Here is a 20186-nt window from a genome sequence, read left to right as displayed (position 1 = left end):
TAGAAACTAGTTTTTTTCTATGGCTAATACCTTCAATTTTGCCTGATACAAGACTTTATCTTGAGGGGTAAAGGCTAATTCCACCGCTGTATCCATATTCTGCTTGGCTGATTCTATTTTGCCCATTTGATAGTAGGTTTTTGCTAAACCGAAATAACCTTCATGCAAGTATGGAGCGGCTTTAACCGACCTTTTAAAATATCGCAAAGCATAGATAAGCTCATCTCTATCAAAATGTCGATTAGCGATATCGTACCAACGATAGGGATTATCATCCTCAATGGACGATAGCTTTTCCTGCAAACGTGATAGTTCATCTTGTCGGTTTTGCTCTGTTAGTAGCATTGCATAGTTGCTTAAAATATTGACTGAGCCCGAGGTGTTATTTAAAGCGTAATGATAAATTTTCTCAGCCCTCGCTAAGTCACCCAGGTTTTTGTATAAAACCGCAAGCGTGTTTAACGTTTCTGGATCTTCACTGTTGATTTCCATTGCTTTAGCTAGCAGCGAATAGGTAAGGTCATAATCTTTAGCGATTAAACTATCGCCCGCTAAATTTTGGTAATACATTGATAAGAATTGCGATTCATTCAGAAAGTCACCTCTTACATTTCCCTTTTCTGGGAAGTAATCGATTATCATTTTTTTTCTAGCAACAACAATTTCGTTTTCCTTAACCTCCGTTTCCGGCGCAAAGACATGGGTTCTTACGTGCGACGATAAGGTCATCACGTTATGGTAGCGCTGATAAATTGGCGCGGCATTTACGCGCTGGTAACGAATGTCTAAATCCACTAAATTTGCCAATGCTGTGGTTAAAATCGCCAATGAAAGACAGTTACCACTGTGCTTAGTTAGGGCATCAGATGCAGTATAAGTATCCCCTCGGTAATCAAAACCATACAGAATCATATCTAAATAGTTGTAGAGACGTTCATGTCCTTCAATATGAGCGTTTTTTTCGGCAAAATAATAGGCTTCGAAGTCCTCTTGCTGCTTTTGTGTCAACTGAAAAATATCATCGACAGAAGCGACTTCTCTAGGCGTAAATAAAGTAGATTGCCAACTCAAAGACACTTTAGGTTCATGTTTATTTTGCAATGAATCATCAGACGTCACTACATTAGCAGTTTGACAAGCTCCCAACCCAATTAACATTGCTAAGAGTCCAATGGTTTTCAATGGCTGTCTTTTCATTCACTTTATCCTTAAACATATACTGTTGCGTCACAATTCGTTAATACTGAGCAACTTACCAATACCGCTCTACACTAATTTGTCCAGGCGAACGACGCAGGTGCTTTTTCAGACCAAAAGCCGAAAGAACCTCTAACGTATCTTTAATCATCTCAGGGTTGCCACACAACATAACCTGACAAGTGATAGGATCAAATTCAAATCCACAACTTCGTTGTATATCACCGTTTCTAATTAACTCAGGAATACGTCCTGTCAATGCATCAGCGCACTGCTGGCGGCTAACAATAGGCACAAAATGAAACTGCGTAGACTTAAGCTCGAGCCATTTTTGAATTTTCTGTTGGTAGGCTAAATCGCTATTGTGTCTTACACCATAAACCAGCACCACATGCTTATACTTTGTCCAAATTTCATCACTTTCTAATATCGATAGAAAGGGGCCGATCCCCGTTCCAGTGGCGATCAGAAACAATATGTCGCTTTGTGGTACTTCATTTAAAACCAAAAATCCAGTTGCAGGTGACATCACTTTCACGCTATCCCCTATTTTTAATTCATGTAATTTAGGGGAGAGACTGCCTTGTTCAACGGGAACTGCAATTATTTCCAAATACTCGTCGTTCGGCGAGTTGACCAATGAATATGGTCGAGATAGAACTGTATTATCGGCTTGAGTGAGACCCACTTTGGTAAACTGACCTGCCACAAATTTAGGAAACTGGTCACATTGAAACTGCAGACTAAACAAATGATCATTCCAATCAACTCGATTCACAATTTTTCCATCATGCCATTGCGCCATAATTTGCTCCAAAGTTGATAATATTGCGGTTAACTTAACATGCTCATTGGTAAAGTCCATTGGCTTAATCAAAAGACCACGGATCTGGTTTTATTGACTACAGATAAAAATGTACCGTTACATTATTGGTTGAGGTTATAATTTCCGCAGAATCTAATTACCCAAATAACTCATGAATCCAGAATTTAAATTGTTGCCTGAATGGCATGCCCAAGAAGCCATTATTTTAGCGTGGCCAGACAAAAGAACCGATTGGAAACCTTGGTTAAAAGAGGTCAGAAATACTTATAAGCAACTAATTGAAGCCATAACCCAAAATAATACAGGGGTGATCTTACTGATTAGAGAGCAAGAAGTAGATACTGCTAAGGAGCTCCTCAAAAATTGTTGCAAATTAATGTTTGTGATTACTAACTATAACGATACCTGGTGTAGAGATTATTGTTTCTTAACATTGCAACACGATAAAAAAATGCAGCCCATTGAGTTTACCTTTAATGGTTGGGGCAATAAGTTTGATGCATCTTTAGACAACAAGGTTAACGCAAATGTGTTGGCAAAGCTGTGTAAAGAGCCCCTTAAAAGTGTTGAGTTAGTAGCAGAAGGCGGTGCGCTAGAAATAGATCAACACGGCCATTTATTGTCAACCGCTTTGTGTTTACAAAACCCACAACGTAATGGCGATTTGTCGCTTGCCGCCTATCAATCCATGTTTATTAAACACTTGGGCGCTAGTCGCGTTAGCATTCTAGAAAATGGCCATTTAGAAGGCGACGATACAGATGGACATATTGATACCATAGTGCGATTCACTGAAGACAATGGTGTTGTAATTCAATCCTGTTTTAACCGACCAGAGGACACTCATTTTAGCGGACTAAATGCCCTTGTGAATGAATTAAAAGTACTGTTACCTCAACATGAAATTTTTGAGCTACCCCTACCAAATATAGTCAATGAAGTTGGTGAGCGCTTACCTGCATCTTATGCAAATTACCTTATTTCAAATCATCAGGTATTGTGCCCTATATATCGTCAACCTGAAGATCAACTGGCTCTGGATATAATCGCAAGTGCCTATCCAGATTACACAATAGTGCCCATAGATAGTTTGCCTTTAGTTCAACAATTTGGCAGTGTGCACTGTATTAGTATGCAGATCCCGAAGGGGACATTAAAACCTGAGGTGCTCGACAACCTTAGCGATGGCTTAACTGTTTATGGATGTGATGCATAAAATGAATAAAAACAAGTTAAAAGTTGGCTTGGTGCAACAAGCGGTTGCTAGCAACGACAAAAACCAAAATTGGGAAAAAAGTGCCAAGCAAGTTGCCAAACTTGCAGCTGATGGTTGTGAGTTGGTGCTGTTACAAGAGCTGCACAGTACCCTTTATTTCTGCCAAGAAGAAAATACCGATTACTTTGATTTAGCTGAGACGATTCCAGGTCCTGCAACCGATTACTTTGCAGAGTTGGCCGCTAAACATAATATTGTTTTAGTTACGTCATTATTTGAAAAGCGTGGTTCCGGTCTGTATCACAATACTGCCGTGGTGTTTGATCGCCAAGCGGGTATGGTTGGAAAGTATCGCAAGATGCATATTCCAGATGATCCCGGGTTTTATGAAAAATTCTATTTTACCCCTGGAGACTTAGGCTTTGAACCCATTGACACTAGTGTTGGTCGACTAGGCGTATTGGTCTGCTGGGATCAATGGTATCCAGAAGCAGCTCGATTAATGGCGATGGCAGGAGCAGATATGCTGTTTTACCCTACCGCAATTGGCTGGGACAACACCGACACTGCGGACGAAAGAGAACGTCAATTTAATGCATGGCAAACGATTCAACGCTCTCATGCCGTGGCCAATTCAGTTCCTGTTATTGTGGCTAATCGCACAGGATTCGAAGCATCTCCGGTAGCCGGTGATCCTGGTATTCAGTTCTGGGGACAGAGCTTTATCACTGGACCTCAAGGCGAAGTACTTGCTCAAGCTAGCAGCGACAAAGAAGAAACCCTGATGGTAGAGTTAGATTTAGCAAGAACAGAAAAAGTTAAACGAATTTGGCCTTATTTTAGAGACAGACGCATCGATGAGTATCAAGACATCACCCGTAGATGGCGAGATTGAGCGATAAAAGTTCAGAATTGCATTTGATTCCTTCTTATTTTTGCGCAATTGACTATTATTAGGTCGACGAAAATTAAGTAAAAGACAAAGGTCGTTTATGGCTCCAATCAAACCTAGCATAATGATTTTTATTAGGCCGCTGACCTTTGTCGTATTCTTTTTCTCTTCATTGACTTCAATGTCATTAAATGCGCAACCAATCAAATATATCGACAATACAGATAGTGTAGACAAACACGGCGCTTATTTTATTAGCGTATTGAAGTTGGCGCTCGAAAAATCCAAAGTGAAATACGGTGACTATGCAATCGAGGGCGTACCTGTTGCAATGCGTCAAGAAAGACAGTTCAAGAGCATCGAGTCGGGGCTAATTGACCTAATGTGGACAGTCACATCAACTCGTCGAGAAGAAAACGCGTTAGCCATACGCATTCCTCTTTTAAAAGGGCTCATTGGGCACAGAGTATTGGTAATTAATAAGACCAAAGAAGCCAGCTTTGCAAACATTAAGAGTCTTGCTCAACTGGCGGAGCTTAGCGCCATTCAGGGACACGATTGGCCGGACGTTTATGTTTTAGAGAATGCCGGATTAAAAGTCGAAAAGACCATATCCCACAGTTCGATGTATAAATTAGTTGCAGGCAATATTGTCGACTACTTTCCCCGATCTTTGCTTGAAGTGATTGAGGAAATGGAGAGCAATGGTGACGACAGTTTAATAATCGATCCGCATCACCTATTAGTTTACCCCAGCGCGATCTATTTTTTCGTCACGAAACAAAATAAGCAATTAGCCGAACGTATCAAATTCGGCTTAAAAGCAGCGCTAGCAGATGGTTCATTCGATACACATTTTTATGCCTATCCTGGTCATTCAAAAGCGTTGCAGCAAATTCCTGTTGATAACCGGATTATATTTAGGCTAGAAAATCCAATCATGTCGAATTCCACGCCCATACAAGACAAGTCTCTCTGGCTTAATTTAAATTAAGTCAGTGATTACGCACTGGCGCTGGGCCTAGCACTGACCGAGTCATACCAACGCTGCAAGTTAACTTGTTCATCTTTGAGCTTGATTTTTACCACTCGCGCAAAATCAATTGCACACATAGCGGTAATATCAGCAATGGAAAAAGTATCTCCAGCTACATATTCACTTTGCCCCAAGCGTTTCTCAAGCACATTGAGGTATTTACTCGCAGAAATCCCAGCCACTTCCCCGTATTCTGGTACAGGGGTCATGCGGTCTTTAAAATAGCCTGTGGTATGCTGAAAGCACATACCTACCTGCATAAACAAAGCGAATTCAACTTGGCGCTGCCACATTTCAATCTGTGCCTGTTGTAGTGGAGTCGTGCCCATTAACGCAGGCTCAGGTTGTAATGCTTCGAAATATCGACAAATTGCCACAGATTCACCAATACAAGTGCCGTCGTCTAATTCAAGGATAGGAACTTTTCCGATGGGGTTTTTCAAGCGCATTTCGGGGCTAATATTTTCACCTTTTGCTAAATCCACTTGCACATATTCCATATCAATGCCTTTTTCGGCTAGAAATATTCTTACTCTTCTAGGTGTCGGCGCTGTGTGGGTGTCATAAATCTTCATTTTTAGTATCCTGCCAATTTGCCAATGTTTGTTGGGTATGAGCATCAATAGCTGCTTTGTTTTGACTCAGCCACCAGCGCTCCATTATTCGTACATTCGATTGATTTGATTTGTAAAAAATGTCTGCAATATCGCCTATAAAGGGCACTAAACCTAACACAAAATCAATAACACTATTCTTCAACATTTTTAAAATTAGCGGGCCGGGTAAACCAATACTTTTGCCCAATATAATGATCACAGCGCCCACGATTAACATGACCATGTCGCCAATCCCAGGAATCAATCCAATGATAAAGTCGAGGCCGAATTTTACTTTAGTAAACGGTATCCGTACCGCCGTATCGGACATATTGGCTAGCTTTTGCGCCAGTACCAAAGCTTTTGGCGCGGCAATAGAAGCTGCGGCGTTACCATTCATATTGTTGCACCCTTAGCTTTAGCTAAATTTGCTCGAGAAGAATTGTCTGCTGCCAAATCCCAACCATGAAGATTACTGCCAATGATAGATGCCATCATATCGATGTGCGCAGGATCATCATTAAGGGCAGGAATATATTCGTAACGTTTTCCTCCGGCCTCTAAAAAATAGTCACGATTTTCTACGCCAATTTCTTCTATCGTTTCCAGACAATCAACAGAGAATCCAGGGCAGACGATTTGGACTGACTCAACACCGGATTTTGGAAGGCTTTGCAAGGTATGATCGGTATAAGGTTTTAACCATTCTTCGCGACCAAATCTAGACTGAAAACAAATTAGAAATTGATCTTTTTGCAACCCTAAGTTTTCAGCAATTAAGCGCGAGGTCTTGTGGCACTGGCAGAAGTAGGGATCACCATTAGTTAAATAACGTTCAGGAATGCCGTGGTAGGAAAATATTAATTTGTCAGCACGTTCATGTTGTTGCCAATGCTGACGGATTTTGTCCGCGACTGCTTGTATGTATTCAGGGTGATCGCAGTATTGTGAAATAAATCTCAAATCAGGTATCCAACGACGTTTTTCAAAATCTGCGGCTATGGCATCAAATGTAGATGCTGAGGTAGAAGCACTATATTGCGGATACAAAGGCAAAACCACTAACTTACGTACGCCCTGTTGCATCATATTTTCAACCGTACCTGAGATGCTAGGTGAGCCGTAGCGCATAGCAAAGTCAACTATCACTCCTTCGCCATACTTTGCTTGTATTGTCTTTTTCAGTGCCGCAGCTTGGTTTATTGAATGGGTCATCAAAGGTGAGCCCTCATCTTCCCACACAGTTGCATAGGCTTTAGCTGAGCGCTTGGGACGAATATTTAGAATCACTAAATTGAGAATCATCCACCATAACAATCGGGGAATTTCAACCACTCGCGGATCGGATAAGAATTCTTTTAGATAAGTTTTAAGAGCCTTCTTAGTCGGCGCTTCCGGTGTACCTAAGTTGGTTATCAATACACCTATTTTATCTGGCTGGTTGTGCTTAAAGTTCGGACTGCCTGTATATTTCATTAATGACTTGGTCTCAATTTTATAAGTTTTACGCACTAATCACGTAATTGGATTAGCGCACAAAACTTAAAGCTAAACAATGCAAACCGCTAACGGTTATCAGCCTCCATTATATAGCGTTTCTACATTTGGTCCTACAGGCATCCCTAACCAAAATACCCAAACATAGAAAAGTAACGTCCAACCGACAAAAAAGGTGATTGAATAGGGTAACATTGTTGCAATTAACGTCCCCATGCCCAAATCCTTTTTATAACGGGCTGCAATGGCCAAAATCAATCCAAAGTAACTCATCATCGGCGAAATGACATTGGTGACAGAATCACCAATTCGATAGGCAGCTTGAATCACTTCAGGAGAATAACCAATTAGCATTAACATAGGTACAAATATAGGCGCCGTTACTGCCCACTGGGCCGAGGCACTACCCAACGACAAGTTCACTATGCCGCACATCAATATAAATAAAATAAACACTTCTGGGCCATCTAAGCCAAGCACAGTTAACAAGGATGCACCTTTAACCGCTAAAACTGTTCCTAGATTAGTCCATTTAAAGAATGCTACAAACTGTGCAGCAAAGAATACTAAGGTAATGTAAAGACCCATCGACCCCATGCTTTTAGACATCGCATTGATTACGTCTTTGTCATTTTTCATGGTGCCAACGATTTTGCCGTACACGAAACCCGGTATTGCAAACGTGATAAAAATGAAGGCCACAATGCCTTTCAAAAATGGCGAGTAGGCAACAAGTCCCGTTTCAGGATGTCGTAAGATGCCATTTTCCGGCACGATCGTAAGCGCCAATAAAATACATAAAATAACAAAGGACAGACCGGCCATTTTAAGACCTTTCTTTTCTAATGCACTGGGTGCTGTCATTTCTTGTTTTTCTAACTCAACCGAAGCTTCACTAGGATCATATTTGCCTAGTCTCGGTTCTACTATTTTCTCAGTTACAAACGCCCCCATAGCGGCAACCACGAAGGTACTTACAATCATAAAGTACCAGTTTACTTCTGGACCAACCATGTAATCAGGTTCAATCATATGTGCTGCTGATTCAGTAATACCAGATAATAACGGGTCTACTGTGCCTAACAACAAATTCGCGCTGTAGCCGCCAGATACACCTGCGAAAGCTGCGGCCAAGCCCGCTAATGGATGACGGCCAAGGGAATGGAAAATCATTGCCGCTAGTGGAATCAACACAACGTAGCCAAGTTCAGATGCCGTATTCGATAAAATACCGGCCAATACTACGGTAATAGTAACCATGCGTTCGGAGGCATTCATTACCATTGCTCGCATCGCCGTTGAGAGTAAACCTGAATGTTCTGCAACTGATACGCCAAGTAAAGCAACCAACACAGTGCCTAGCGGTGCAAACCCTGTAAAGTTCGTCACTAACCCCGTGACAATCCGTTGTAGTCCTTCGGCATTAAATAACGAAATGACTTCAATCAATCCATCCGGATCTCGCCCTTTGGCCCCTAACGGACGCGGGTCTAAAACGGCAACATCAAAATAACCAAGAATACCGCTGAGAATAACAATGAAAAGTGCCAGTAAGGCGAATAGGGTTATAGGGTGCGGGAGTAAATTACCAAGCCATTCTACTGTTGCCAGAAACCGTGAAAACCATCCCGTATTTTGTTCATCTGAAGACTTATTGTTTGTCTGATCTTGTACCAAAACTATTCCTCTGTCTTTACGGACTTTATCACCAACTCCATTGGGCATAAGTCCTTATTATTTTTTTGCATATGATAGCGAAATAAATCCGCAAAGTGCAGTCTATGACACAAATAAGCAGTTGTAGACAGATTTAGGGTGGTTGCTTATACAAGGTTAAAGCTTTCAATCATTCGCGGCATATACTTATCGTTAGCCGATTAAGCCTCTACATTTACAGCTTGCTGTAACGAATCTTTTGCAGTTGCAACATTTTCTTCAATCGACATAACTTCGCCATTAACCCCAGAATTTAATGTTTTTGCCAACTTTTACTCTAATTGTGCAGGTGTTATTAGATCAATATTTTAATTTCGAAAGGCAGCAAACCTAAGTTAATCGCCGCAAAAATAGAAAACACGATCAAACTTGTGGGCGATATTGTTACGTCACTAAACCGCCTTAAAACGAAATTGATAAAACAAAGCACAAGATACTCATGTAGAGATTGTAGAAAGCGGTAAAGGAGACGTTTCAGTATGTGCGGCGGTAATAAGGTTTATCCAATTAACCGGAAATAACCATATATCAGCGGTTTAAAGATTTACTAGGCGCGAAAATAATGGATAGAAAAAGTAATTAGCATCGATTATTTCCCGTGCATAAAGTTGTTTTTTTGGGCTATGATTGATTATCGGTGTTTAAGCAGAAGGAAGTGAAAGTGGCGAATAACAAGTCAGACAATAAAACCGTAGTCGATGAGACCCCCAATATCAGTAGTGAAACCCCATCAGAACTAGCTACTTTACGACAAATTGTGTTCGGTGCTGCTCAAGCAGATATTGAACATAGGTTGTCAGATTTAGAAAGCCGAATGTTAGAACGCTTCCAACAGGCTGAACAAAAGTTAGCAGAACACGTCAAAGACTTGAATAAATCCATGCACAATGGCTTTGAAGATTTACAGCTTAAAGTCAATTCAGTGGACAAAGTCTACGAAGATAAAACCTCTGAACTTAACGCCTATGCCGACAAACTATCTTCTGAATTAGAAATGTCAGACACCAATGGCCGTCAAGAGACTGATGAACTGCATACTCGAGTTGATAAAGAAGTTGCCATGCTCACCGAGAAATATGACGCTCGATTTGCCGAAGCGTTGGAAAGGTTGGATCAGGTTACCAAAGAACTCAGTTCAACTAAAACAGATAGGAAGACGTTGGCCAAACTACTTGCAACCATGGCTGTTAATTTAGAATCTGACGAAGATTAAAGCCAATTTTTATGGCTGACCATCCAAATAACAGCGAACCACATGAAGATGACGTAGCCATGCAACAGCTGCGTGAGCTTTTATTGGGGAAAAATCGAGAACAAATTAAACAAGTCCTCAAAGACAATGCGCGTGAAATTGTCGGCGAGGTTGTGATTGAAGCGATTCACGATCGGCAAAAACGCAATGACGAATTCACCAACGTGCTGACTCCCGTCGTGCAGCAGTCAGTGGAAAAATCAGTCAAAGAACAGAGTGAACAATTTGTTGGTTATTTATACCCACTGGTAGGTCGCTTAGTTCGCAAATCTGTCACCTCATTTCTAAGTGAATTTTTAGAAAAAACCAATGTATTAATTGAAAATAGCCTGACGTTTAAAGGGATGGCCTGGCGCTTTAAAGCGTGGCAATCAGGCGTAAGCTTTTCTCAATATGTGGCGAGTCAAACTTTCGTATTTAAAGTTGAGCAAGTTTTGTTAATCCACAGGGAAACTGGGATTTTACTTAATTCGGTATCTCAATCGGTTAATGAATCTGCCGATGGAGATCTTGTTTCAGCAATGCTGACGGCAATAAATGACTTTGTATCTGATTCATTTAATTCACAACAGGAATCCACAGAACAAAATCTAGAGGTTATAAAAACCGAAGATTTTTCGTTGCTGATAAAGCGCGGGCCAAAGTTGCTTTTGGTCGCTGCTGTTACGGGTAATATTCCACAGGATATATCTACCAAATTTGAAATTACCAATGAGTATATTCATAAGCTCTATGCCAAAGAAATTGCTAATTTTAATGGCGACACTATTGTGTTTGAACCCACATCCCAACAACTTCGAGATTGTTTGGTTGCGGAGATGCGCCCGGAAGCAATAAAAAAACGAAAAAGAAAGCCGATTCTCGCCATTGGTTTGCTGTTACTCATTTTCATCGGACTAGGCTATTTAGGATTTAACAATTACCAACACACTCAACTATTAGAAAATGTTTCGCAAATCGGTAAACAACCGGGTATCGTCATAAGTAAATTAGAAAGAGCAGGATGGCAGGATATCAAGCTGTCAATCTTACGTGACCCCGAGGCCATAACCGTAAGGCAATGGATGTCTGAAAAGCAAATCGATACCAGCAGTGTACAAGTAATTGAAAAACAATATTTATCCCTAGAAGCACCATTGGTTAAGGCTAGACTCAAAAAGTTATTAGACCGATACCCACAAATAAGCGTTGATTGGCAATCTTCTGTACCTGTTTTAAGCGGTGTACTGCCAAACGTTCAGCGCTTAGCGTTAGCCAGAGAAATACATGCCATTCCAGGTTTAACTTATGCGGAAGAGTTAATTTCTGGGATCAGCGCCGAAGAATTGGCTACAATCAATGATGATAGCCCAGAAATACTCTTGGCACTTTTCGAAATCAATAGGGCAAAAATAGATAGTACCCAGGTTGAATTTGAACAAGGCCAAAGTGAACTCAACGAAAAGGCACAAGAGCAATTGGCTGCCCTAGCGAGTTACCTTAAAGCGGCGATTGAATTGTCTAAAAAATTGGAGTTAAATGTAGGCTTGATTATTATGGGCGCAAGTGATTCAACTGGCTCCATGCAATTTAATCAGTCTTTAAGTCGAAAACGGGCATTAGCAGCTCGGCAATTTTTAGTTGAGCAAGGAATTGAGGCTCAGTATTTAAATGCCATAGGATTGGGTGTTGTAGAAAATAAAGCGTCGGGCTCAGGATTACGTAAAGTGATTTTTAATATCATCAATTTTAAGACTGATTAAATAAGGACATCAACCGCATTATGTTGCAAAAAAAGATTTGCCTACTTGGCCCCTCGGGAGTAGGGAAAACCAGTTTGGTAAAGCAATTTGTTGAAGGTATTTTTTCTGAAAAATACCTGACCACAATTGGTGTCAAAATTGATAAAAAACTTGTAGATTTAGTAGTCGAACAAGTGCAACTTATGATTTGGGATTTAGAAGGGATTGACCGCTACTGTGGGTTTCAACCTAAATACCTTAGAGGGGCCTCAGCTTACGCAATAGTTACCGACCAAACACGCTCTCAAAGTCTTGTAGAAGGAATGGAAATTCATCGCATGGTAAGAGAAATAAGCGATATTCCTGCAATTCTAATTATTAATAAAAGCGACCTTGATGTAGCTTGGCATTGGACTGAAAATGAGCTCAATGGCTACAGCAAAGAATTTATTCGCAGTTTTTCTACTAGCGCCAAAACAGGCGACCAGGTTGAAGAAATGTTCAAATTTATCGCGCAACTAACGTTGAATTAATCAATTATGCAACAATCACTTATTCAAGCTTTAGGCATTATTAACTGCGCGATTTTAAAGCGAGTAGAAAATCGTAAATTCCAATTATTACACTGCAGTGAAGATTGGTTTTATGCTATAGCGCCAGAGGCAATTGGCAGCGAATTTTTCGAATTTATTGGTAACTCCGCCTACTTAGAAGACTTTTTTATTGATGCCGAAGATTTTTGGCAAATTGGTAATGATGGGCAAATTCAGTCGGGGATTTGGTCCGAACAATCCAAAGATGATTTATTACGTTTAGAAGCCATTGCAGCAGTTTCAAAGGGCGAAGCTTATTTAGTCATTCACAATTTGCAAGCAGAATACAAAAAACAACAACAAACTCTGCAGGTGGCCCGCGAACTGCTGATATCGAATGATAAAATCCTCGCCCAACACGAGTATATTCATGAACGTTTAGATCAAGTTCTTCGTGAAAACCAGACACTACAATCATTACAAGAGCCGATTAAGCAGGTCATTGAAAATGCCGACTTTGGTGTTGTAATTACCGATTCCCAATTAAATATCATTAGCCAAAACCCAAATTCTTATAGTTTTTTCGAAACCTCTGAAGCATCCAATGAGGCTTCCCCCTTTACGATTTTACTCGAATTGTTTAAACACCAATGTGCTGAGTTTGAGCGGGTCTTTGAAACTGGCAGTCGCTGGCATGGAGAGCTTTTTTGGCATAAACCGCCGTATTCTAGCAAGTGGTTAAAATTAGCGTTATATCCAGTTACCGACGAAATGCAAAATTTGCAAAATTGGATATTCATTTTCAGCGATGTCAGTCGCGTCAAATACCTATTACAAAGAAATGAAAAGTTAAATCTCTATGATAATGTTACCAATCTTCCCAATCGGCAATTTTTCTGGCAAAAATTAGAACACCAAATTGAGAAAGATAAACCATTTTTCATCGTTTACTTGGATGTAAAACACTTTAAACAAATCAATGAATTACATGGTCATCAAGCTGGTGACCATATATTGGTGACCCTCGCTGAGCGGATCCAACAATGTTTATCTACAGCGGATTTATGTGCACGGGTTGGGGGTAATGAGTTTGGTATTATTTTATCCGGAGCTAAAGAGCAATCAGACTGTATTGAGTTTGCCAATCGTTTAATAGAAGCAACCGAATTTCCTTTTTATACCGAATCAAAACAAAAGGTGCAGATTGGACTCAATCTCGGTGCGGCCCATTTCCCTAGTGATGCGTCAGATTCTGAAGAGTTAATGAAGTTTGCTGACTTAGCCATGTTTTCCGCTAAAAAAGAAGATAAGAGCAAATTGCGTTTTTACTCAAAAGCCCTTAAAGAAGCATCAATGCACAGGCTTGAATTAGAAAATGCGCTTAAAAAAGCCATCGATGAAAATCAGTTTGAACTCTATTTACAGCCAATCATCGATTTAAGCACGGGCAAAATCGCTAAAGCAGAGGCGTTAATTCGCTGGCGCTTAGCTGATGGCACTATAACCAGCCCAGATAAGTTTATTCCTCTTGCAGAGCAGACCGGGTTAATTGTACCTATTGGCAAATGGGTGATTAGTCGTGCGACAGATATGTTGAAAGTGATTATTCAACATCAGCCTAATCTAAAAGTATCGGTCAACTTATCTCCTCGTCAAGTTGCCGATAGACACTTGTTTGATTTTGTTACTCAAGCCATTCAGCACAGTGGGATTCCATCCAAAAACTTGGAATTAGAGCTAACTGAAGGGGTATTAATTGATAATTATGACAAAGTTAAAAACTTATTAGACCAAGTGAGAAAAATTGGTATTTCTACTTCAATCGATGACTTTGGAACTGGCTATAGTTCCCTTTCTTATTTGCAAAAGTTACCTATCGATAACCTTAAAATAGATCGCTCTTTTGTTATTGATTTAGAACAGAACGAGAATGACAAAGCGATTATTTTGGCCGTGATTGCCATGGCACACAGCTTAAAATTAGGGGTTATTGCTGAAGGGGTTGAGAATCAATATCAGGCTAAGTTTTTACTCGATAATAAATGTAATACTGCGCAAGGATATTTATTCAGCAAACCCCTACCATTTGAAGAGTTTTGTGAACTTCTAATAACAGAGAAACATTCTGATAAACAACAATCAAACTGATTATGCCAACTCGGCTGCAAACTAGAATTAACCTGAGTTAAGTGAAAGCTTGCAGCCCGGTTTGTGCACGGCCCAAAATTAGCGCATGTACATCGTGGGTACCTTCGTAGGTATTTACCGCTTCTAAATTCATAACATGACGAATAACGTGGTATTCATCCGCAATACCATTACCGCCATGCATATCTCTTGCGGTACGAGCAATATCCAAGGCTTTGCCACAGGAATTACGTTTTATTAGAGAAATGGCTTCAGGTGCCAATAAATCAGCATCCATCAATCTTCCGGCTTGCACGCACGCCAGCAAACCAAGGGAGATATCTGTCTGCATGTCGGCTAGTTTCTTCTGTACCAATTGATTGGCAGCCAATGGACGTCCAAATTGCTGACGATCCAAGCAGTATTGTCGAGCCGCATGCCAACAAAATTCGGCCGCTCCCAAAGCCCCCCAAGCAATTCCGTAACGCGCTTTGTTTAAACAACCAAAAGGCCCTTTCAACCCTGAAACATTAGGTAAGATATTCTCTTCAGGAAGAAACACGTTATCCATCACAATTTCACCGGTAATGGATGCTCTTAATGAAAATTTACCTTCTATTTTAGGCGCACTTAAGCCCTTCATTCCCTTTTCTAAAATGAAACCACGTATCACACCGTCCAACTTTGCCCACACTACAAATACATGTGCTACAGGTGAATTGGTAATCCACATTTTACTACCATTGAGAAGGTAGCCATCTGCTACTTTTTTAGCATGGGAACTCATGCTTGACGGATCAGACCCCGAGTTTGGTTCAGTAAGACCGAAACAGCCGATCCACTCTCCGGTTGCTAATTTAGGCAGGTATTTCTGGCGTTGTTGTTCGCTTCCATAAGTAAAAATAGGGTGCATCACTAATGAAGACTGAACACTCATAGCGCTACGATAACCGCTATCTACCCTTTCAACTTCTCTTGCTATTAATCCATAGGAAACATAATTGATGTTGGAGCAACCGTATTTTTCGGGCAGGGTTGCGCCCAATAACCCTAAATGCCCCATTTCCTGCATGATGCCGATATCAAAGTGTTCAGTCCGATTAGCCTGCAAGATACCGGGCATCAACTGTTGTTGGCAAAACTGATGAACGCTATCTCTTAAAATCCGCTCATCTTCGTTTAATAAGGAATCTAGATTGAGAGGATCTTGCCAATTGAATTTAGTCATTTTAAGGGTCCCGAATTAATATTAATTAGGTAATTTTACAATTTGCATGGAAACAACCTTGCTTTTATCGTCTGCATCCAATCGACCAACCTGATGAAAACCATAGGATTGATGAAAATTTGCTGAAATGGGATTGGCTGGAATTAAATTGTATTCACAACAAATAAGTTCAATTCTATGTTTGAGTGCGAAACAAAATAAATCATCATACAGCTTCTTTCCCAAGCCTTTTCCTTGCGCCGTAGAATCAATCACTACCCGGTCCACATACAAGAAGTGCTTGTAACGTAAGTCGAACCATTGGTAATTATCACTGCTGTAGTCTGTGGCGGGTTTCATAGCAAGTAGGAAGCCGACAGTGGAGACCTCAGATGTCTGTTTGTCATGCTGCTCTATCACCCGGTGATACGCACTGAGGTTATGTAACTGCTCGATGCGAGCTAGCTCCATTGGGCTGGTAAAGTGTACAAATTTATCGTTTAAGCGTTTAATTTCAGAAAAGTCATCCTGAACCGCATCTCTAATATGAAATTCAAACATAAGCACTCTCGTTTAATAATGACGATTTTAGTGATAAAAAAAGCGCCTTCACGGCGCTTTTATCAACACTTAAATTTAGTTTCTAGCACCTGACATGTCTTTCATGTATTTAAAGAAATCACTGTCTGGTTCAACAACTAAAACGTCTTGTTTACTATCGAAACTCGCTCTATAAGCATCCATACTTCTTAAAAATGCATAGAACTCAGGGCTCTTAGAATAAGTTTCAGCATAAATCTGTGCGGCTTGGGCTTCACCTTCACCTTTAATCTTACGTAGGTTCCGTTCTGCGTCTGCCAGCATAACCGTCACTTTAGCATCAATTGTTGCCTTAATGATTTCGGCTTGCTCTCTACCTTCTGAGCGGTGCTCTTTTGCCACAGCTTCTCGCTCTGCTCTCATTCGTTGGAAAATAGAATTACTCACTTCAGGTGGTAGATTAATTTGTTTAACTCTTACATCAACAATCTCAATACCAAGCTCATCCGAACTAGTTGACGCTTGCTTCATGGCTTCATCCATCAATTCTGAGCGCTCACCAGATACGATTTGAGAAATAGTACGAGTACCAAATTCAGAGCGCAAACCATTATTAACTTTTTGTTTTAATAGTGATTCTGCTTGTAATTTGTTAGCACCAGTTGACAAGTAGTAAGTTGCAAAATCTTTAATCCGCCACTTTACATAAGAATCAACGATTAAGTCTTTTTTCTCTGAAGTAACAAAACGTCCAGCAGGATCATCCAGCGTTTGAATTCTGGCATCGAGCTTAACAACGCGGTCAATCAATGGAATTTTAAAATGCAAACCGGGTGAAAAGACAACAGTTTCACCTGAAGCATCTCGCTCAACTTTTCCGAATTGAATTTTAATTGCTTTTTCGCCTTCAGGCACAACAAACAATGAAAGAAAAACTGCGATGATAACGAGTACTACGACTCCAATACTTAGATTTTTCATTATCAATTTCTCCCTGTTCTAGTTCGATCACTACGTAACGTAGTGCTCGGAGTGGAATTACTACTTTGCGAAGAGGAAATACTATTTTGTTGTAGTCCTTCAAGCGTACTGCGAGAGTTCTCTTTAGGTGCTTGACTATTTTGGCTCTCTAGAATTTTATCTAAAGGCAAATACATCATATTGCCACTTCCCTCATTATCTATCATGATCTTAGTAGTGTTTTGATACACCTGTTCCATAGTTTCAAGATAGATACGCTGACGGGTAACTTCAGGTGCCGCATTGTATTGAGGTAATAACTCTTCAAAACGTGCGATTTCACCGCGCGCTTCTAAAGTAACACGCTCTTTATAAGCCTGTGCTTCTTCTGCCATTCTATTCACTTGACCACGAGCGCGAGGCTCGATTTCACGAGAATAAGCTTCTGCTTCGCGGATGAAACGCTGTTCATCTTCTTGTGCAGCAATAGCATCATCAAAAGCCGCTCTCACCGCATCTGGTGGACGAGCATCTTTAAAGTTAATGTCGACAATTGAAATACCCATATCATAAGGATTAATAATGCCTTCTAACTCTTGCCAAACTTGTTGACGGGCTGATTCACGACCGCGGGTTAACACATCGTCCATTTTTGAATGTCCGACCACGTAACGAATGGCACTATTTAACGCCTGACTAAGGCTTTGTTCTGGGTTAGTTACCGCAAAGCTATATTTGAAAGGCTCTACGATTCGATATTGAACTTCCATTTCAACGCTAACCACGTTTTCATCTTCTGTGAGCATGCTGCCCTCTGAAGACATCGACTTAATAGATTGCACGTCAATTGGAATGACTTCATCTACGAATGTTGGTTTCCAACGTAAACCAGGCTCTACGAATTGACTGAACTCACCAAAACGTAATACCACACCACGTTCTGCTTCACGAATAGTGTAGAAACCGCTAATAAACCAAACGACAACTAGCAAAACTGCGATCACAGTTAAGCCAACTCCACCTAAGCTTTTACCGCCAGATGAGCCGTCACCGCCGCCACCTTTGCTGAATTTACCAAACAAATTTTTGAATATATCATCCAAATCAGGCGGGCCTTGATCACGTCCCCCCTTATTTTTCCAAGGGTCGTTATTCTTTCCACCGGGCTCATTCCAAGCCATCATCACTCTCCGTTAGGTTAAGTCTAAATCTACGCAACCCCGATACTACCATCAGAAGTTAACTTAATTTGCATATACTAATGCTTTACTACCAAACTGGATAAGTCTATCTCTGATCTTTTTTCCAATCGGTTCCAATCACTGGTTGGCATTCTGACATCCACCAGCCAATCGCCGTCCTCTGCATACGATTCTGCAGCGATACAGTTCATTCCAAATAATGCGCCTCGAAGTTTACCTTCTTTAGGCGGAATGCGTAATGTAAATTGCACTATGCTTTGCGATAAACATTCAGTGAGGGCATTAAATAATAAATCAATGCCCTGATCTTGTTGAGCAGAAATCCAGACTCGAATGGGAATTCCTTCATCATTGCGGTCTATATGGGGTTCAACCCCTTCCATTCTGTCAATTTTGTTGCAAATCATTAGCTGTTGAATTTCAGATGCATCAATTTCTTCCAAAACATCATTCACCTGATCAATATTGTCTAGATATTGGTCATCCGAATAATCCACAACGTGCAATAACAGGTCTGCTTCTTGAGTTTCCTGTAAAGTGGCTTTAAATGCCGCCACTAAATCATGTGGTAAGTGCCGGATAAATCCAACTGTATCAGCCAATATAGCGTTACCAACATCTTGTAACTGAATTTTTCGCAAGGTTGGATCTAGTGTGGCGAACAATTGATCTGCCGCATAGACTCCCGCATCAGTAATAGTATTAAACAAAGTCGATTTACCCGCATTCGTATATCCCACCAGCGAGAGCGTTGGCATTTCCGCGCGTTTACGAGCTCTGCGGCCTTGTTCACGTTGTTTTTGTACTTTGGCTAAGCGACGTTGAATACTCTTAATTCTGACTCGCAAAAGTCGTCTATCGGTTTCCAGCTGAGTTTCACCGGGACCGCGTAGGCCAATTCCACCTTTTTGACGTTCCAAGTGAGTCCAACCTCGAATTAATCGAGTTGAAATATGCCGAAGTTGCGCTAACTCTACTTGTAATTTACCTTCGTGAGTACGGGCTCGTTGCGCAAAAATGTCTAAAATCAGACCGGTACGATCTAACACGCGACATTTGCACAATGCTTCCAAATTTCTTTCTTGAGAAGGCGATAGAGGGTGATTAAAAATAACGACATCTGCGTTATTGGTACGCACAGCATTAGCAATCTCTTCAGCTTTGCCACTACCCGTAAAGTATTTGGGATGAGGTGCTTGCCGTGAAGCGGTTATCACTTCAACTGCATTAACACCGGCAGATGACACTAGCATTTGTAACTCTTGCAGATCTTCTTTGCTAGAATCATCAGAAAAATCAATATGAACTAAAACAGCCTGCTCGCCTGCTTCGTAACGGTCAAACAAGCTTTTCTCCTATAAGGTTTTATTCACCGTTATCAGAGTCAGGTTGTGCGCCGGTTGACATATTAATGGCCCGAGAAGGCACAACAGTTGAAATGGCATGCTTGTATACCATCTGACTAACAGTGTTTTTTAACAGAATCACGAACTGGTCAAACGATTCCACTTGACCTTGTAACTTGATTCCATTGACTAAATAAATTGAGACAGGAATACGCTCCTTTCTTAACGCATTCAAAAACGGGTCTTGTAAAGATTGCCCCTTTGCCATCACTATTCCTTATCCTTTTCTTTTTATTATGATTTTCACCTGATATACAAATTA

The 20186-nt window shown here is 40.7% G+C and carries 19 protein-coding genes; 7 read left to right on the top strand and 12 right to left on the bottom strand.

What is annotated here, in order from left to right; translation table 11 throughout:
• Positions 1 to 6: 6 nt before the first annotated feature.
• Both KO530_RS17690 and KO530_RS17685 read right to left on the bottom strand, forming a co-directional pair.
• Positions 7 to 1197, bottom strand: a complete 1191-nt coding sequence (locus KO530_RS17690; RefSeq protein ID WP_216049785.1) for a tetratricopeptide repeat protein — start codon at positions 1195 to 1197, stop codon at positions 7 to 9.
• Between the two features lie 55 nt (positions 1198 to 1252).
• Entirely contained in the window at positions 1253 to 2002 is a 750-nt protein-coding gene (locus KO530_RS17685; protein WP_216049784.1) for a ferredoxin--NADP reductase, read from the bottom strand.
• A gap of 172 nt (positions 2003 to 2174) precedes the next feature.
• Here KO530_RS17685 and KO530_RS17680 point away from each other — a divergent pair, with 172 nt between their 5' ends.
• The 3 genes from KO530_RS17680 to KO530_RS17670 all read left to right on the top strand — a co-directional run bounded on the left by KO530_RS17680 (position 2175) and on the right by KO530_RS17670 (position 5125).
• The gene (locus tag KO530_RS17680; protein WP_216049783.1) at positions 2175 to 3239 is read left to right on the top strand and encodes an agmatine deiminase family protein; all 1065 of its coding nucleotides are present in this window, start codon (positions 2175 to 2177) and stop codon (positions 3237 to 3239) included.
• A gap of 1 nt (position 3240) precedes the next feature.
• Positions 3241 to 4134, top strand: a complete 894-nt coding sequence (locus KO530_RS17675; RefSeq protein WP_216049782.1) for a carbon-nitrogen hydrolase — start codon at positions 3241 to 3243, stop codon at positions 4132 to 4134.
• Between the two features lie 97 nt (positions 4135 to 4231).
• Complete coding sequence (locus KO530_RS17670) at positions 4232 to 5125, top strand: transporter substrate-binding domain-containing protein (protein ID WP_216049781.1); 894 nt, start codon at positions 4232 to 4234, stop codon at positions 5123 to 5125.
• An 8-nt stretch (positions 5126 to 5133) separates the two neighbouring features.
• Here the strand turns inward: KO530_RS17670 and KO530_RS17665 are convergent, their stop codons facing one another.
• From KO530_RS17665 to KO530_RS17650, 4 genes are all read right to left on the bottom strand, one after another.
• Positions 5134 to 5742 (bottom strand): glutathione S-transferase family protein, encoded by a 609-nt coding sequence (locus tag KO530_RS17665; RefSeq protein WP_216049780.1) that lies wholly within the window; start codon positions 5740 to 5742, stop codon positions 5134 to 5136.
• Entirely contained in the window at positions 5729 to 6163 is a 435-nt protein-coding gene (locus tag KO530_RS17660) for a DUF4112 domain-containing protein (protein ID WP_216049779.1), read from the bottom strand. The genes KO530_RS17665 and KO530_RS17660 overlap by 14 nt, the downstream gene beginning before the upstream one ends.
• Positions 6160 to 7239, bottom strand: coding sequence for a ferrochelatase (gene hemH / locus KO530_RS17655; RefSeq protein ID WP_216049778.1), 1080 nt, complete (start codon positions 7237 to 7239; stop codon positions 6160 to 6162). Before hemH ends, KO530_RS17660 begins: the two co-directional genes overlap by 4 nt.
• A gap of 99 nt (positions 7240 to 7338) precedes the next feature.
• Entirely contained in the window at positions 7339 to 8985 is a 1647-nt protein-coding gene (locus tag KO530_RS17650; RefSeq protein ID WP_436792309.1) for an AbgT family transporter, read from the bottom strand.
• 652 nt (positions 8986 to 9637) lie between these two features.
• Here KO530_RS17650 and KO530_RS17645 point away from each other — a divergent pair.
• The 4 genes from KO530_RS17645 to KO530_RS17630 are packed head-to-tail and all read left to right on the top strand — an operon-like array spanning position 9638 to position 14630.
• Positions 9638 to 10189, top strand: coding sequence for a hypothetical protein (locus tag KO530_RS17645; protein ID WP_216049777.1), 552 nt, complete (start codon positions 9638 to 9640; stop codon positions 10187 to 10189).
• 11 nt (positions 10190 to 10200) lie between these two features.
• Positions 10201 to 11970, top strand: coding sequence for an OmpA family protein (locus KO530_RS17640; protein ID WP_216049776.1), 1770 nt, complete (start codon positions 10201 to 10203; stop codon positions 11968 to 11970).
• A 20-nt stretch (positions 11971 to 11990) separates the two neighbouring features.
• Positions 11991 to 12482 carry a Rab family GTPase gene (locus tag KO530_RS17635; protein WP_216049775.1) on the top strand — a complete coding sequence of 164 codons (492 nt, stop codon included), beginning with the start codon at positions 11991 to 11993 and terminating at the stop codon, positions 12480 to 12482.
• Positions 12483 to 12488: 6 nt separating this feature from the next.
• Entirely contained in the window at positions 12489 to 14630 is a 2142-nt protein-coding gene (locus KO530_RS17630; protein ID WP_216049774.1) for a putative bifunctional diguanylate cyclase/phosphodiesterase, read from the top strand.
• Between the two features lie 37 nt (positions 14631 to 14667).
• Here the strand turns inward: KO530_RS17630 and KO530_RS17625 are convergent, their stop codons facing one another.
• The 6 genes from KO530_RS17625 to hfq form a co-directional block, all read right to left on the bottom strand.
• Positions 14668 to 15837 (bottom strand): acyl-CoA dehydrogenase, encoded by a 1170-nt coding sequence (locus tag KO530_RS17625; protein ID WP_216049773.1) that lies wholly within the window; start codon positions 15835 to 15837, stop codon positions 14668 to 14670.
• A 21-nt stretch (positions 15838 to 15858) separates the two neighbouring features.
• A complete protein-coding gene (locus KO530_RS17620) occupies positions 15859 to 16377 on the bottom strand; it encodes a GNAT family N-acetyltransferase (RefSeq protein WP_216049772.1) in 519 nt (172 codons plus the stop codon).
• A 75-nt stretch (positions 16378 to 16452) separates the two neighbouring features.
• Positions 16453 to 17337, bottom strand: a complete 885-nt coding sequence (hflC, locus tag KO530_RS17615) for a protease modulator HflC (protein ID WP_216049771.1) — start codon at positions 17335 to 17337, stop codon at positions 16453 to 16455.
• A 2-nt stretch (positions 17338 to 17339) separates the two neighbouring features.
• Positions 17340 to 18497 carry an FtsH protease activity modulator HflK gene (gene hflK, locus KO530_RS17610; RefSeq protein WP_216049835.1) on the bottom strand — a complete coding sequence of 386 codons (1158 nt, stop codon included), beginning with the start codon at positions 18495 to 18497 and terminating at the stop codon, positions 17340 to 17342.
• A gap of 77 nt (positions 18498 to 18574) precedes the next feature.
• Entirely contained in the window at positions 18575 to 19864 is a 1290-nt protein-coding gene (gene hflX / locus KO530_RS17605) for a ribosome rescue GTPase HflX (RefSeq protein ID WP_216049770.1), read from the bottom strand.
• 19 nt (positions 19865 to 19883) lie between these two features.
• On the bottom strand, positions 19884 to 20132 hold the full coding sequence (hfq, locus tag KO530_RS17600) for an RNA chaperone Hfq (RefSeq protein WP_008843456.1): 249 nt from the start codon (positions 20130 to 20132) through the stop codon (positions 19884 to 19886).
• Positions 20133 to 20186 lie beyond the last annotated feature (54 nt).

The sequence above is a fragment of the Aliiglaciecola lipolytica genome, from assembly GCF_018860635.1.
GTDB lineage: Bacteria > Pseudomonadota > Gammaproteobacteria > Enterobacterales > Alteromonadaceae > Aliiglaciecola > Aliiglaciecola lipolytica_A.
Note: the sequence above shows the minus strand (reverse complement) of the source record. Positions and strands in the feature narration are given on the sequence as shown.

Bases quoted from the DNA above. Each gene is read 5' to 3' on its own strand.
- KO530_RS17690 (WP_216049785.1), bottom strand. From the start codon at position 1,197: ATGAAAAGACAGCCATTGAAAACCATTGGACTCTTAGCAATGTTAATT.
- KO530_RS17685 (WP_216049784.1), bottom strand. From the start codon at position 2,002: ATGGCGCAATGGCATGATGGAAAAATTGTGAATCGAGTTGATTGGAAT.
- KO530_RS17680 (WP_216049783.1), top strand. From the start codon at position 2,175: ATGAATCCAGAATTTAAATTGTTGCCTGAATGGCATGCCCAAGAAGCC.
- KO530_RS17675 (WP_216049782.1), top strand. From the start codon at position 3,241: ATGAATAAAAACAAGTTAAAAGTTGGCTTGGTGCAACAAGCGGTTGCT.
- KO530_RS17670 (WP_216049781.1), top strand. From the start codon at position 4,232: ATGGCTCCAATCAAACCTAGCATAATGATTTTTATTAGGCCGCTGACC.
- KO530_RS17665 (WP_216049780.1), bottom strand. From the start codon at position 5,742: ATGAAGATTTATGACACCCACACAGCGCCGACACCTAGAAGAGTAAGA.
- KO530_RS17660 (WP_216049779.1), bottom strand. From the start codon at position 6,163: ATGAATGGTAACGCCGCAGCTTCTATTGCCGCGCCAAAAGCTTTGGTA.
- hemH (WP_216049778.1), bottom strand. From the start codon at position 7,239: ATGAAATATACAGGCAGTCCGAACTTTAAGCACAACCAGCCAGATAAA.
- KO530_RS17650 (WP_436792309.1), bottom strand. From the start codon at position 8,985: ATGCCCAATGGAGTTGGTGATAAAGTCCGTAAAGACAGAGGAATAGTT.
- KO530_RS17640 (WP_216049776.1), top strand. From the start codon at position 10,201: ATGGCTGACCATCCAAATAACAGCGAACCACATGAAGATGACGTAGCC.
- KO530_RS17635 (WP_216049775.1), top strand. From the start codon at position 11,991: ATGTTGCAAAAAAAGATTTGCCTACTTGGCCCCTCGGGAGTAGGGAAA.
- KO530_RS17630 (WP_216049774.1), top strand. From the start codon at position 12,489: ATGCAACAATCACTTATTCAAGCTTTAGGCATTATTAACTGCGCGATT.
- KO530_RS17625 (WP_216049773.1), bottom strand. From the start codon at position 15,837: ATGACTAAATTCAATTGGCAAGATCCTCTCAATCTAGATTCCTTATTA.
- KO530_RS17620 (WP_216049772.1), bottom strand. From the start codon at position 16,377: ATGTTTGAATTTCATATTAGAGATGCGGTTCAGGATGACTTTTCTGAA.
- hflC (WP_216049771.1), bottom strand. From the start codon at position 17,337: ATGAAAAATCTAAGTATTGGAGTCGTAGTACTCGTTATCATCGCAGTT.
- hflK (WP_216049835.1), bottom strand. From the start codon at position 18,497: ATGGCTTGGAATGAGCCCGGTGGAAAGAATAACGACCCTTGGAAAAAT.
- hfq (WP_008843456.1), bottom strand. From the start codon at position 20,132: ATGGCAAAGGGGCAATCTTTACAAGACCCGTTTTTGAATGCGTTAAGA.